The sequence below is a fragment of the Thermaurantimonas sp. genome, assembly GCF_046299575.1.
Classification (GTDB): Bacteria; Bacteroidota; Bacteroidia; order Flavobacteriales; family Schleiferiaceae; genus Thermaurantimonas.
In genome coordinates, this window is the sequence record NZ_JBKBHX010000005.1 from 94023 (window position 1) to 108330 (window position 14308).

The 14308-nt window shown below is 40.9% G+C and carries 10 protein-coding genes; 5 read left to right on the plus strand and 5 right to left on the minus strand.

Annotated elements, in window-relative coordinates; all coding sequences use genetic code 11:
• Both ACK4EX_RS07990 and ACK4EX_RS07995 read right to left on the minus strand, forming a co-directional pair.
• On the minus strand, positions 1-576 hold the full coding sequence (locus tag ACK4EX_RS07990) for a peptidylprolyl isomerase (RefSeq protein WP_409771546.1): 576 nt from the start codon (positions 574-576) through the stop codon (positions 1-3).
• Positions 539-1189 carry a MarR family winged helix-turn-helix transcriptional regulator gene (locus ACK4EX_RS07995; protein WP_409771548.1) on the minus strand — a complete coding sequence of 217 codons (651 nt, stop codon included), beginning with the start codon at positions 1187-1189 and terminating at the stop codon, positions 539-541. Before ACK4EX_RS07995 ends, ACK4EX_RS07990 begins: the two co-directional genes overlap by 38 nt.
• 78 nt (positions 1190-1267) lie before the next feature.
• Here ACK4EX_RS07995 and ACK4EX_RS08000 point away from each other — a divergent pair, with 78 nt between their 5' ends.
• Positions 1268-3640: a TonB-dependent receptor gene (locus ACK4EX_RS08000; protein ID WP_409771551.1), complete on the plus strand. Its 2373-nt coding sequence runs from the start codon at positions 1268-1270 to the stop codon at positions 3638-3640.
• A 250-nt stretch (positions 3641-3890) separates the two neighbouring features.
• A complete protein-coding gene (locus ACK4EX_RS08005; protein ID WP_409771553.1) occupies positions 3891-6416 on the plus strand; it encodes a T9SS type A sorting domain-containing protein in 2526 nt (841 codons plus the stop codon).
• Positions 6417-6481: 65 nt separating this feature from the next.
• Here ACK4EX_RS08005 and ACK4EX_RS08010 read toward each other — a convergent pair whose 3' ends face one another.
• The 3 genes from ACK4EX_RS08010 to ACK4EX_RS08020 are packed head-to-tail and all read right to left on the minus strand — an operon-like array spanning position 6482 to position 10940.
• Positions 6482-6907 (minus strand): NUDIX hydrolase, encoded by a 426-nt coding sequence (locus tag ACK4EX_RS08010; protein ID WP_409771556.1) that lies wholly within the window; start codon positions 6905-6907, stop codon positions 6482-6484.
• Between the two features lie 58 nt (positions 6908-6965).
• A complete protein-coding gene (locus tag ACK4EX_RS08015; protein WP_409771558.1) occupies positions 6966-8750 on the minus strand; it encodes a choice-of-anchor L domain-containing protein in 1785 nt (594 codons plus the stop codon).
• 3 nt (positions 8751-8753) lie between these two features.
• A complete protein-coding gene (locus ACK4EX_RS08020) occupies positions 8754-10940 on the minus strand; it encodes a choice-of-anchor L domain-containing protein (protein WP_409771560.1) in 2187 nt (728 codons plus the stop codon).
• Positions 10941-11055: 115 nt separating this feature from the next.
• Between ACK4EX_RS08020 and ACK4EX_RS08025 the strand changes: the two genes are divergently transcribed.
• From ACK4EX_RS08025 to ACK4EX_RS08035, 3 genes are all read left to right on the plus strand, one after another.
• A complete protein-coding gene (locus ACK4EX_RS08025) occupies positions 11056-11724 on the plus strand; it encodes an alpha/beta hydrolase (RefSeq protein WP_409771562.1) in 669 nt (222 codons plus the stop codon).
• Positions 11725-11767: 43 nt separating this feature from the next.
• Positions 11768-13738: a T9SS type A sorting domain-containing protein gene (locus ACK4EX_RS08030; protein ID WP_409771565.1), complete on the plus strand. Its 1971-nt coding sequence runs from the start codon at positions 11768-11770 to the stop codon at positions 13736-13738.
• Positions 13739-13809: 71 nt separating this feature from the next.
• Complete coding sequence (locus ACK4EX_RS08035) at positions 13810-14286, plus strand: cytidine deaminase (RefSeq protein WP_409771567.1); 477 nt, start codon at positions 13810-13812, stop codon at positions 14284-14286.
• The last annotated feature ends 22 nt before the right edge of the window (positions 14287-14308 follow it).

Below are 14308 nucleotides of genomic sequence, written 5' to 3' on the forward strand. Positions count from 1 at the left end.
TTAATCAAATAAATATTTATCACTACCATCAGAAAGTCGACTGCTGCTGCGCACTCCATTTGGCTCAATGTAGCGCTTCTGAACTGCTTCGTCAGCCGATGGTTGCCTTATGAAAAGTACCCGACCTGAGAAGTGCAAGTCTTTGCCGGCCATGGAATGGTTAAAATCTACTACAATTGAATTTGGCAACACCTCAGTAACCACACCCGTAAGTGGATTTTCGGAGGGGCTGAACTGAAACTGAACATAGTCACCCTTTTCATATACTCGATTTGGGAAATACTCTGTTTCAGGCAATTCACTTAAATTAATTTCCCTGATCAGATCGGGTTTTATACGCCCATAGGCCTCATCAGCAGTAAGGGTAAAGGAAAACCTCTCTCCTTCTCTAAGACCTCGAAGGTTATTTTCGAATGCTGATAACATCACTCCGGCACCGAAGTAGAATTTCAATGGCCAATTTTCGCTCATTATCTCGAGCAAAGGGCCTTGTGGACCGCTTTCTCTCAATTCGTAACTGATCTCCACGATGGTGTTATCAGCGATTGTTTCTGGTTTTTGGCTGTTCATATTCATAGTTTGATAGTATTTTGTGTAAATTGTTTTCGTGATTTTTAAAATGATAATCGTCGAGCTTGGCAAGTAAATCTAAAAGTTGTTCGATTTCACTTTGTTGTAAAGGGCCAGCAATTATTTCGTTTAATGGATAAAGTACTTTGAAGGCTTCGAGTACCTTTTCGCGTCCGTAGGGCGTAAGACCAATACGAAGCGCGCGACGGTCATCAGTGTCGTTTATTTCAAGCAGGATGCCTTTGGTTACAAGCCTTTTAATAGTAGCCATGCCTGTAGGTATTTCAATTACCTCACGGCTGAGCAATTCAGATTTGCGCGGAGTTTTTCCATGTAGTAGGCTTGCAGCCAGACCAAACTCTTCAGGGGTAGAAAACTCGGTGTATTTGAGCAGTTCTTTGTTGTAATAGCGCGCATACCTGCACATTTTTGCGAGCAGATAGCCTAGTGATGAAAGCTTGCCAGTATTTGAATGGATGTAACGCAAGTGATTATCTTCAGTTTTTGTAGCATTGATGTACCTTCCGAAGGCAGATAAATTTTTATCTGTTTGTGAAGCATCTTCCCAGAAAGCATCGAGCTTTTCCAGCACCTCTTTGATTAAGTCATATTTGGTCATCACTTTTTATAATTTTATAATAAACCTGCCAAAACAATATTTCAATTTAATAGTATTTACTACAATAAAACATGAAACATGAAAAAGTTCACCGCAGTTGTTGCCCACATAAATTTTATAGGATTTTTATATGGACAAACGGGCGTTGTTCGGGGTACAGTGACCGATGCCATTACCAATGAGCCACTCCCTTTTGCAAATGTGGTAATCAAAGGAATGAACAAAGGTTCGACCACTAATGAAAAAGGTCAATATGAAATTACAGGTGTGCCAGTTGGGCTTTACAACATCGAGGCCTCATATATTGGCTACTTGCCTAAAACCGAATTTGAAGTGCAAGTGAGCCAAGCGCGACCAGCGATTGTAAACTTCAAACTCAGGGAAAATACAGCCCAAATAGGCGAAGTGACCGTGACTGCCCAAAACAGCTTTAACCGCTCACAAGAGAGTCCTGTGTCGCTCAATACAATCGGAATCAATGAAATACAACGCAACCCGGGAGCTAATCAAGATATCTCACGCGTCATTCAGTCTCTGCCTGGTGTGGCAAGCACACCTAACTTTAGAAACGACATCATCATACGCGGTGGCGCACCTAACGAAAACCGTTTTTACCTCGACGGTATCGAAATTCCATCGATCAACCATTTCGGCACGCAGGGCAGCAGTGGTGGCCCGGTGGGTCTAATCAACGTGCAAACCATCAGAGAGGTAGATTTTTATACAGGAGCCTTTCCGGTTGAAAGGAGCAATGCTCTATCGTCAGTAATGGACATCAAGCTCAAAGAGGGTAACGAAGAGAAATTGAAATACGTCTTTCAAGTAGGTGCATCGGAGGCCGGCCTTACTGTGGATGGACCATTGACGAATAACACATCATTTATTGCATCAGCCCGCAGATCGTATTTGCAATTTCTCTTTTCGCTGCTCGAGCTGCCATTCCTGCCTACATATAATGATTTTCAGTTTAAAACCCGAACCAAGCTGAGTGAAAAGAGCCAATTGGTGATTCTTGGTCTCGGTGCCTTAGACTACGCTCCTCTGAATCCAAATGCCAACAGTACAGAAGAGCAGCGATACATTTTAGCCTATTTGCCCGTGTTCAATCAGTGGAATTACTCCATCGGAGCCCGTTACACCTATTTTGGTAAAAACTCCTTTACCAATGTGGTGCTCAGCCGCTTTATGCTCAATAATGAAGCATTTAAATATCCAGATAACAACGAAAACCTACTGAAACTTCTCGACTACCAAAGCCGAGAGATTGAAAACAAACTGCGCGTGGAAAATGTAGCGCGTGTAGGCAAGCTGAAAGTAACCACCGGCGGACTATTCGAGCAGGTAAAATACTCAACAGCAACTACTGACCGCCGTTTTGCCAATGGCTTTGTACTTGACTATGCCTCCGAGCTTGTGCGTTACAAGTATGGAGCCTTTGCACAAGTATCGGGCACATCACTGAAGGGCAGACTCGACTACTCAGTAGGGATACGTACTGAAGGTCTTAACTTCAACGAACATATGGGCAATCCGCTCAATCAACTTTCTCCCCGAATATCTTTGGCTTACAACCTGACAGACCGCTGGGCTCTCAATGCTAATTGGGGCATTTATTACCAACTACCCCCCTTCCCAACCCTTGGCTTCCGCGACAATGTCGGAAACCTAGTGAACACTTCAGCCCGCTACATCCGTTCCGACCACTACATCACGGGTATTTCATGGTTCCCCAGTACCACTGCCAAAGTGGCCATTGAAGGATTTTTGAAAAAGTATTTCAATTACCCGTTTCTTCTGCGCGACAGTGTATCGCTGGCAAACCTTGGCAGCGACTTTGGCGTGATCGGAAATGCACCTGCCGTGTTTAACAACCAGGGACGTGCCTATGGAGTAGAGCTGAGCTACCAGCAAAAGCTCTACAAAGGATTTTTCGGGATACTTGCCATCACGGCTGTACGCAGTGAGTTTCAGGACAGAAATGGCATCTATCGCCCCTCAGCATGGGACAACAGATTGATAGCCACAGCCACTTTTGGTAAAAAATTCGGTCGAAATTGGGAATTTGGATTTCAGTATCAGTATCTCGGAGGGGCACCATACACGCCTATTGATACCATAAAATCAGGCTTTATTCCTAACTTTCAAAACAATTCCTTTGGATTCTTAGATTTTTCGCGCATCAATTCAGAGCGCGTCGAGGGCTTTCACCGCCTAAATGCTCGCATCGACAAAAAGTGGTTTTTCGCGCGCTACAACTTAAATGTATATTTCGACATTCAGAATGCTCTCGGCTTAGCTCCTCAGGGAGCTCCACGATTTGACGCTGTGCGCGATGAAAATGGGCAACCTATTGTTAATCCCAATGATCCATCGAGATATCTCACTCGTCTGATTCCCAACAGTTCAACAGGTCCAGCCCTGCCGTCAATCGGAGTAATTGTGGAATTTTGAAAAAGTTCCGCTACAAAAAATTCTACCAGGATTTGGTTTGTATAGTTTCAAAATATCAATCTATCAAAAGCAAGCCTTGTAGCATCAATCATCCAAGTTTAAAGCACAAGCAATCTGGTTTTTAGTTTAAGAACTTCCGGGAAATCCGTGTTATTGGTACATAGTTTTTTAAAAACTAATTTTTTTTGTTTCCCACAATAAATTTCAACAAAAAATATTTTTAAATTTGACTATTACAAATGGATTTGATATGAAAAATCTTATTAGATTTAGCATTCAAATTTCATTGGGTTTAAACAGTTTTTTTCTATATAGTCAAGTTGCCTACACATGGAATGGTTCGCAGAACAACCAGTTTATCAATGCACTTAATTGGACTCCAACACGAAATGTACCTTCGAATGATGATCTACTTATATTTAACTCAACTGCAACAATAGCCCTCGATGGCATAACATCCCCTTACACAGTAGGACAACTTATTTTACAAACAGGTGCCGACATTACTTTTACTTCAAGTTCTGCTGTTACAATCAACATAATTGGTTCTGTGGGAGAGGATCTGGCTGTATGCACCACTTGTAAACTTACATTATCTGGATCTCAGGCTATTACAATCCAAATACTCAGTGGTGCCACAGCTGAAATAAATGGAGAAATAGTTTTAACAGGAAGTGCACACAGACTACTTCCCGGAGTGAATAATCAGGATCAGATTGTTTTTAAAAACGGGGGATCATTAAGAGCCACCACGGGATTTACCGGAAATGCTTTCGGAAATTCAGGATCAACTCTCAATTCTGTAATTTTTCAAAACGGATCGAAATATGTTTTCGAAGCAGGGGGTAATCCCTTTGGTGTAAGTGCACCAAATTCCATCGTGATATTTCAATCAGGAAGCAGATTTGTACAACAAACCGGTAGTTCACCAGCACTAGCTGACCGCATATATGCAGATTTTGAAGTAAACATTCCCGGTTCGACCACCTATTCGGGTAGCTCGACTGTAACTATGAATTCATTCATCATCACATCAGGCACAGTAAATTTTAACATTAATGCAAATAGCCAGATACGTGGAAATATAATAGTACAAACAGGAGCATCGCTGAATTTCAATCCTTCATCAAATGCCACATTAAGACTCACCGGCACTTCGATACAGCAAATAAGTGGCGATGGCTCTCTTTCTTTTGGTAGCAACATACAACTTAGGGTTGAAAACATTGCGGGTGTAGTCATAAACAGAAATATTACCATAAATCGTATTGAAGCACTTAGCGGTGTGCCTGTTACAATAAATTCGGGTAATAATCTTACAATTAACAATGCTTTTGATTCTCAAGGTAATTTAATAGTAGATGGCACAATCACACTGGAAGCAACATCAGCCACACAATACGCAATGCTAAAATGTACTGGGATTATTTCCGGAACTGGTCAGGTCGTTCAGAAACAATTTCTGAAAGAGGGATGGAATATGATAAGCCAATCTTTAACTGCCAGCACTGCTGCTTTTTTTGGCTCAATTGGCACGGACGCAGGTCATCCAAACATCAAAAATTTCTATTCCTGGAATGGACAGAATTGGGTAAATATTCCAAATAATTTAGCCACAATCACCCCTGGAACCGGTTATTTCGGTTTTGTCGGTCAATATGGAATTTACTCATCGGCAGGTGTGCGATCTTTCACAGGAATGCCTCTGACTTCCGTAAGCCTTCCAACTCTTACACACCAGACTGCGGATAATGCTGTAAATTTTACGCTTTCAAATAATCCGGCAGATCGCACAGGCTGGAATCTCATAGGCAATCCCCTTACATGTGCTCTGGACTTTTCAACGCTGACCAGAACCAACGTAGCAAATGCCTTCTACATTTATGATCACAATGGTGGAAACCCTGTATACAGATATTACAGTGGTGGAGGTATTTCTGATCCTTACATTGCACCCATGCAGGCTTTTTGGGTGAAAACAACTTCACTTCCTGCTAGCTTACATTCCGGACCAATAGACATGACCAACGGAATAATTCCTTCAACTACTCCAATACGATATAAACCTCAAACATCAGGTATAGAAGATTACTTCATTCTACGCGTTTTTCAGATTTCTGATACAACAAAGTCTGATTTCGTTGTGCTCTCAATACACCCTACAGCTACAGATGGCTATGATGAAGAGTGGGATGCTTTAAAACTTAAAAACGGTGGTGTAAATCCAAATATTTACTGCGTGTCAGGCACTGCTTCTTTGGCGGTAAATACGTTTTCTTTTTCCAATAATGTAAGCCATAAAGAGTTTAATATTCATTTCCAGTCCAACTTAAACCAATCGCAATATTTTATTTCTCACGACGATTCTAAACTGACTAATTCTTACAACCTTTACTTAATCGATAAAAAGACAGGAAATTTGCACGATTTAAAAACCGGTCCTTATTACTTTTTTGCTGACACTTCGTACATCGATCGATTTATTTTCAGAATAAGTCCTAACGCACTTTCATATAATGAAGAGAGTGTTTTTGCGAAAAACGTTCAAGTCTTTATCGAAAATCGTACACTCAATATTTTAACAAAAGAATATTCAGACAATGTATTTGTAAAAATTATAAATGTTACAGGTCAAATTGTATTGGACAAACAAATCCACTTATCTAAAAATGAGAAAACTACCATTGATTTAAAACCCACTATCCCAGCTGGTGTTTACACAGTCATTTTAGAGACAACAAAGGGAAGAATATTGAAAAAGTTTCTAATCTTTTAATGCATTTAATTATTTCCAGTACAGAGAGAATTTAAAATTCTGTATATTGGATTTTACATAAAAAATTATTTTTCTGTAAAATTTCGCATATAGTACAGCATCGCTTGCCTATCGTTTTCGAAAGTAAGCAGTTTAATGGAACTTTCTGAGATGGAAAGTGGCATAAGTTGCTGAATTTCATCGTTTCGAATTTCAAACGATTGTTTCGGGAATACTTTGTAATAGATTGGAATAACCGATATTTCAGAATCAAAAATTGAAATTACTGGTTTTTCATAAACATAAAACTGCTCGGCTTCGTATTGCTCTAAACCTAACTCTTCGCGCAGCTCGCGCTGAAGTGCATCCGACACTCCCTCCCCCCACTGCAATCCACCACCTGGAAATTTTACCATTTCAACCCCCTTGTAAAATTCCCTTGTAGCAATTAGCTGGCTGGGTGAATCCGATTCGATAATGGCATATACGCGTATGGAAAATCTCTTACTCATAATACAAAAATAGCCGGCTGCAAAGAACAACCGGCTATTTTTTTGGAATAAGATTTTTTTATCTCGTGATAGTAATAGTACCGTTGTATTTTTCTTGACCTACTATAAGGTCGTAGAAGTAAACGCCATCAGGCACTGGTTCACCTGTATTTCGACGTCGGCCATTCCAGCAGGCACTAGGGTTACCTTCATCGCAGTTTTGATAGTTATTTGATTCAAAAACAACATCCCCCCAGCGATTAAATATACGTATTTGGGCAGATGGATGCGTATTGAGTTTTAATACGATAAACACATCGTTTATACCATCGCCATTTGGAGTAAACACATTGGGAATGGTGATTTCTTCAGGACCGGTGGGAGGTGGTGGAGGCGGTGGGGTGGTATCTTTAGGACAGGTATCGGGTTTTATCAGGTAGATGGTCTTTCTAAAAGTGTGTCCTGAAAAGCAGTTGTCATAAATAAATACTTCTACCGAATCTTTTTCAGCCCATGTTTTTGATTGCCAGAGAGTATCATTCGTCGGATATACTACCCCTCGATAGGTCCAATCAATGAAATATGGAGGAATTCCTCCGCTATCTGGAGCAGCATTCAGAACATACTCAAAAGGAAGATCGCAATAAAATAAAGTATCAGGTAATTTACTGACATAAATCGGATCATTATCAATTATATAAAATGTGCGTGTAACACCAGCAGTAAAACATCCACTATCTGCTGTGGTGATTATAACTGTTTCTACACCTTCCTTAATCGAATCTGCAAATGGATATACGATCAAACCTTTCGCAGTATTACCCGGTTCGAAGCGTATTTCTCCATTGAGGGTATCGTAGTCAAGCCCGTTAATTGCTGTTCCTGAAACATTGTAATAAATGTAGGTGGTATCTGAAGCCGGAAACTGACTCACAAAGTTCATAAGGCCATAATTACATCCTTCAATTAGTGTACTATCATTCGGTGCATTCGGAAATGGATTGGTTGTCTGAAGTTCCGGCTCTATGCCTTTGAAACTTCCGGCTTCCAGAAATACAGCTGAATTTAAAATTCCGTCACTTACATCGGCAATTGCCATTTTAATTGTGTAGGTTTGGGCACAATTAACTTTTGTCTCAGCGGTAAGAGGCACTGTAAATCCCGGCATTCCAACAGTAGTCATCGCAGAGTTATTTACAAAATAGATTGAGTGAGCTACAAAATTTGGATTAGCAGCAAGACAGGGAGCCGGATTCCCGGCACTTGGAACCCCACTGTTTACAGTGTTAATCGCAACAGGAATATTAGTTCCTGGAATCAAGGCTATATTTTTGGAATTATTTGAAAATGGACCAGTAATACCCGGTCCGCTTACAAAAAATCCAAAAACATCGTTGTAACTTGAGCAAGTATAACCAGGGTATTCTCGAGATGCAAAAACATACCTGAACTTAATGGAATCACCCATTGGTACAAAGTTGAATGTGATACGCACCAGGTTGTTGATTGAAGCTGCAGGTAATCCCATAGATACAAGCAATGCCTGTAGATCGGCATCAGTACCTCCTACATTACCAACGGGTGTTGCAGGTCCTCCTGGAACAACGTGATTAATCCCTCCGGTAGACATCACCACCCCGCTATCGAGGCCAAGATTAGAATTTACACCATTAAAAAATCCTATGCCTGAATTACCAACAGAAACAATATTACTCACCTGTACCCCTGTGCCGATAAGAACATTCTGTATCAGATTAGGAACCGGCGAATATAAAGGTGCTGCTTGACTCACAGTGAGCTGAGCCTTTGCGGAGTAACTTAAACCCCCTGAAACTGCTACAATAAGTCCAAGAAGTTTTTTCATAAACTATCTGATTAAATGGATTGTGCCTGAACGCTCTTCTTTAACGTCGTTTTTCAATGTAACTAAAATTTTATACAAATATAAACCCTGAGGTGCATCCTGGTTTAAATACTTTCCATCCCAGGAGTTGGTTACATCATTAGATTCAAATACCATTTGGCCCCAGCGATTGAAAATTTGAATCTGATATCCTTCGATGCCTTCAGCTGTAACCTGAAAAACGTCATTTTTACCATCGCCATTGGGTGTAAAGCTGTTCGGTATATATATGAGAAAATCACGACGTACATTGATATTTCTACGAATTGTATCCTGGCAGCCAAATTCATTGGATGCTACAAGCGTAACGATATAAGAGCCGGGAGTCGAATAGATGTGTTTCGGATTTTGCAATATAGAAGTTTTACCATCGCCAAAATCCCAAAAGTATGCATTGGCTTTTTTAGAGTTATTAAACATTTGCACCGCAAGTTCTACAAAGCTGATTTGTTCTGCCCTGAAAGCTGCTTCCGGCTCAGGATAAACATAAACTACGGATGAATCTACTTTGACATTACCGCACTTATCAGTTACAATAAAGTAATAAAAGGTTGTATCCATCGGTTGTACTGTCATCCTGGTATCTTGTGGAAATCCTCCCTGCCATCCGAAGGTAAATGGTGGTTTATCGCCTGTGAAAGTTGCTTCAATCTGAATCTTTTCACCCTGGCAAATGCCGTAGTCTAAGGTCTCAATGGTAATATCTTTACTGGTATTAGCGTAAAGTGCTTTAGACAAAACAATAGTATCGGAGTAGCACGAATCAGTAATGTAAAAAAACACTGTGGTATCGCTTAATACCGAAAACCAGCGTACTTTATTAGTATCTCCGTCAGCCCACCAGCCAAAAGCTTTGCCTTCACCGCCAGTCATAAGCACCTCGAGTTTGATCGAATCCCCGGGACAGTACACCGTATCATATCCGCTTTTATTAAGTATACCGCCATTCATTGGTTTTGGGTCTCGTATCCAGATACGAACGGTATCCAGTGGATATTGGTAACATGGACTCCAGGTGTAGTATGTATTAAACGAAAGTAGTCTGGGTTGCTGTGAAATTTTATTATTAATCGGAGTTACCCAAAGTGTATCATAAACTTTACCAGGTGCAATAACAAATGAATCAGGAAGTGCAATATAATCGGTACCGGCTATGGCTGTACCCCCTGTATTAAACTTAATTGTCAGCGGAATTTGGGTATTGAACGTACGCTTAAAAACAATAGGAAATGATCCACAACTTTCAGATATCGTGTCACCTTTATTTAAATATCCCGGACTATTTCCGGTGTGATACATCTCAAGCTTTGGTATTTTGAAACTATTGGCGCGAAGGAATACGGCTGAGTTCAGTGCATTATCACTTACGTTGGCTATAGCCAGTTTTATACGGTAATAATTTCCACATTGCACCTTAGCTACAGCTTTTAGTGGCTTGGTAGCGCCATTGTAAGAAGTACCTAACGGAGCATTATTAAAATAAATACTGTGTGCTACAAAATTAGGATTAGCCGCCAAGCATATAGCAGCATTTCCTCCGCCGGTAGGTGCTCCGCCATTCAGTGTATTGATCGCTACAGGTATATTTGTACCTGGAATAAGAGCTATGTTCTGGGTTGTTATCTGATTAGATGGAGCATTGTTAATACCGGGACCCGTTAGAAAAAATCCAAATACATCATTAAATGCCGTGCAGGTATAGCTTTGATACTCTTTGGAAGCAAATACATATTCAAACTCCAATGAGTCGGCATAGCTGATAAAATCAAATTCAATTCGCGCAATGCTAAACAAGCCACCGGTGATGCCCATCTGCTGCTGCAATGCCTGTAGCTGTGCATCAGTCATTGGCCCGCCTGGTCCTACTGCATTCCCCCCTACCAAGGCATCCGTGGCCGGTGCGGTGACCATTATGATGCCTGTATCAATTCCAATATTGGTATTTACCCCATTAAAAGCACCTATTTGATTTGTGTTTGGCCATTGAGGCTGAGGACCAAACCAGAAAACAATTAAGGAATCTTGAACGAAAATATTTTTTACCAGCCACATTCCATTTTGATACTGGCCGGTATTGTTTACAATGAGTTGTGCTTGTATATAAATTCCTGATGTCCAAAGAAATACCGAAAACAGTATTTTTCTTACCATTCAAGTGAATGTTAAATCTTTGTGTAAAAGTACTAAAGAAATGAAAAAATGAGATAAAACGCTTGATAATATCCATATTTGTTTGTCAAACGATAGTTATTACTCATTTTTAATTATGATTGAATCAAAGACTGGATTGATTTACCAATACCGCAAGCCGACAAGTCAAGAGGCTAAAGGAGCTATTTACCTGGTACACGGGTATGGAAGCCATGAATTGGACTTGTTTTCTTTTGCTAATGAGCTGCCGGCCGATGCGCACATCTATTCCCTCAGAGCGCCCTATCGCCTGTCATGGGGCGGCTACTGCTGGTACAACATTGATTTTTCGGCGGATGGCCGCGTCATCGGTCAGAATCTGGAGGAAGCCTTAGCTTCAAAAGAACTAATTCACTCCTTTGTACAAAATACCATGAAGGACTTAGGCCTCCAACCCGGTAAGGCTATTTTAATGGGCTTTAGTCAAGGAGCGATACTCGGGTATGCCGTAACCCTTACATACCCCGAATCGCTGAGTGCACTTGTGGCAATGAGCGGATATATTAATAATAAATTGTTACCTGATCAAATGCCTTACGAGCGACTAAAACATCTTGAAATTCTCATCGCTCATGGAACTGAAGACCCTGTAATACCCTTTGAATGGGCAAAAAAGAGTGCTGATTTTTTAGAAAAGTACAAATTAACACATCGTTTTTACGGCTTTCAAGCCGGTCATGGAATTGATAGTCAAGCATTTTTGGAAATAAAAAATTTTGTTAGCAAAAAAATATACAACTTTTAATTTTTATTTAATTTTGTGATAACCAAACAAAAACTTGTGAGATATGAATAAAAGTTTACTTACTCTATCGTTGATCTTTGCTGGCTTTATTTACGGTCAAAACAAAGTAATCCCTGAAACCATTGAATATCCCCCTGTTAAAGGTTTTGTGGATGCAGGATTATGGGGACCCTATCAGCAAACAGCATCAAAAGTTGCAAACCTCGGAATAACCATTGGCAATGGAGGAAATGCGTATGGTATAATGTTTGACGCCAAAACTTATGTATGGGCGCTACCTTCTCTTAACTCTGTAGGTATGGTACATCGCTCTACGCCGGCAATTACAAATGACGTATCAACAGGTTCACTTCGTTATGGATATTCAACAAACAGAGGACTTACTTGGAACATCAACCAGGGACCCCTTTGGAATCCAACCCCCTCCACTGAGGTAGCTCGCTATCCTCAAGGCGTTTTGTTTAATCCATCAGGAAATACAAATCCTGATTCTTTATATGTTGCATTTTATGCACCTGTACTTGATAATTCTAACACAAACTGGGGAGGGATCGTAGTAGGTAGTGCACGAGTATCAGGAAGCGCTAACTTGAGCACTCAACGTTTTAGCTCGTTCACTCCCAACCCATCTTTTGCCGTACAGGTTCCTAATGACTTCACTGCTGTAAATTCTACTCAAAAAGTATTTGGAATTGCTGAAAAACGCATCGGTACAGCATATGACGACACACTCGTTCTAACAGTTGGCACATGGAATAATGCAACAAAATCTTTCACTTGGACAAATCAATTCCTACACTGTCCTATGGGAGCAGATGCTAATGGTGCCAAGCAAATAGCAGATGCGAAAATCGGATTTGGCCCAAATGGTCAAGTAGGATATATTGGCATAATAGGTTATTCAACCGATACAAACTTTGCTCCCGTGCAAGCATTCCATCCACTTTACATGAAAACCATCGATGGTGGGCAGACTTGGACAGGTCCGTTCCCAATTAACTTACAAACACTTCAATTTTCACATGGATTGACCGGTGGTGTTCTTGCGTCAATGCAAGCATATGGTACCGCAAACAACTGGACAATTAATCATATTTCCACTGCATTTAATATCGACGTGGCTGTTGATGCCAATAACAATCCCCATTTTGCTGTAAACATTAATCCTGCCGCGGTATCCACACTTACAAGTTCAGGTGGTTCAGGTAACCCTTTTTCAATCTATTCAGCATTTAATTATGCTGTTGACATTTATTCACCAAACGGTGGCAATACCTGGTCGGCGATTTTTCTTGATACTCTCGATTTCTTTAGAGGTAACTATGGCTCAGGTGCCAATTTAGCTGAGGACAACAGAATTCAGATCGCAAGAACAGAAGATGGTCAATATCTTGTTGTTACATGGGGTGATACAGATTTCAATTTATGGGGAAACCCCAACGGTGGAAATGTTTTCCCGGATGTTAAGGCTAGAGGTTTCCGAGTTCAAGGCAACTCTATAACGCTTTATCCAGTAGTTAATTTTATGGATCAAGCAGTAGATTATAAAGGTGCGGGCCATCAACATTGTTTAAGCCACTTCTTGATAGATTCTACCAGCTTGCCTCAACCACGACTCAGAGTGCCCGTTGTAGTTCAAGAATACCAAAACGGCGATATAAATAATGACCTACTTGCGGTTACCTACAAATATTTCAATTTCTCTTATCAGTGGACTACAAGTAATACTGGCCAGAATGAATTTGCAAATGCTCTATCGAATGTAAGAATATTCCCTAACCCTACCAATAGTAACACAGTAGTCATCATACTCTTTGAAAATGCTAATGCCGGAAACTACTCTCTGGAAATCACCGATATTACCGGAAAAGTAGTAAAAGCTCAATCCTTGGGCTTTGTAGGCGAAGGCAAGCAACGTGTAGAATTATCTGCTGCGGATCTTGCGGCTGGTATTTATCTTGTAAATATTAGAGGCACTCATGGTGTAGCGTCTCAGCGACTTGTGGTTCGCTAATTATTACTGCAGAAATATATATAAAAAGCCGCCCCTAAATTGTGGGCGGTTTTTTCGTTTAATACTTACGCATGAAAATAGAAATACGTATTCAATACACTGAAGAGCACCTGAATAATGTAAATGTGGACATTCAGCAACTCGTACGAGCTGCCATTGATGCTGCCGGGCAGGCTCATGCGCCCTATTCCGGCTTTAAAGTAGGTGCGGCCCTACTGTTGAGCGATGGTACAATAATCACCGGAAGCAATCAGGAGAATGCCGCCTACCCAAGTGGCCTGTGTGCCGAGCGCGTGGCACTATTTCAGTTTGGCCATAGCTGTGCGGGCCGTACTATTCTAAAGGCTGCCATAGCCGTACCTCATATCACCGGCGACCAACTCATCCCACCTTGTGGAGCTTGTTTACAGGTGTTTGCTGAGTACCGGAAAAGACAATATTCGCCTATCGAAATCATCCTTGCCAACGGTGATGAACGGCTGCTGATAGCGCCAGATGTCAGTACTTTTCTGCCTTTTGCATTTACTGATGAGCATCTTACAGGTTAATGGATCCAAACAAATGACCGGA

Excerpts from the sequence above, each read along its gene's own strand:
- ACK4EX_RS08010 (WP_409771556.1), bottom strand. The coding sequence starts at position 6,907 with ATGAGTAAGAGATTTTCCATACGCGTATATGCCATTATCGAATCGGAT.
- ACK4EX_RS08015 (WP_409771558.1), bottom strand. The coding sequence starts at position 8,750 with ATGAAAAAACTTCTTGGACTTATTGTAGCAGTTTCAGGGGGTTTAAGT.
- ACK4EX_RS08035 (WP_409771567.1), top strand. The coding sequence starts at position 13,810 with ATGAAAATAGAAATACGTATTCAATACACTGAAGAGCACCTGAATAAT.
- ACK4EX_RS08000 (WP_409771551.1), top strand. The coding sequence starts at position 1,268 with ATGAAAAAGTTCACCGCAGTTGTTGCCCACATAAATTTTATAGGATTT.
- ACK4EX_RS08020 (WP_409771560.1), bottom strand. The coding sequence starts at position 10,940 with ATGGTAAGAAAAATACTGTTTTCGGTATTTCTTTGGACATCAGGAATT.
- ACK4EX_RS07990 (WP_409771546.1), bottom strand. The coding sequence starts at position 576 with ATGAATATGAACAGCCAAAAACCAGAAACAATCGCTGATAACACCATC.
- ACK4EX_RS08005 (WP_409771553.1), top strand. The coding sequence starts at position 3,891 with ATGAAAAATCTTATTAGATTTAGCATTCAAATTTCATTGGGTTTAAAC.
- ACK4EX_RS07995 (WP_409771548.1), bottom strand. The coding sequence starts at position 1,189 with ATGACCAAATATGACTTAATCAAAGAGGTGCTGGAAAAGCTCGATGCT.
- ACK4EX_RS08030 (WP_409771565.1), top strand. The coding sequence starts at position 11,768 with ATGAATAAAAGTTTACTTACTCTATCGTTGATCTTTGCTGGCTTTATT.
- ACK4EX_RS08025 (WP_409771562.1), top strand. The coding sequence starts at position 11,056 with ATGATTGAATCAAAGACTGGATTGATTTACCAATACCGCAAGCCGACA.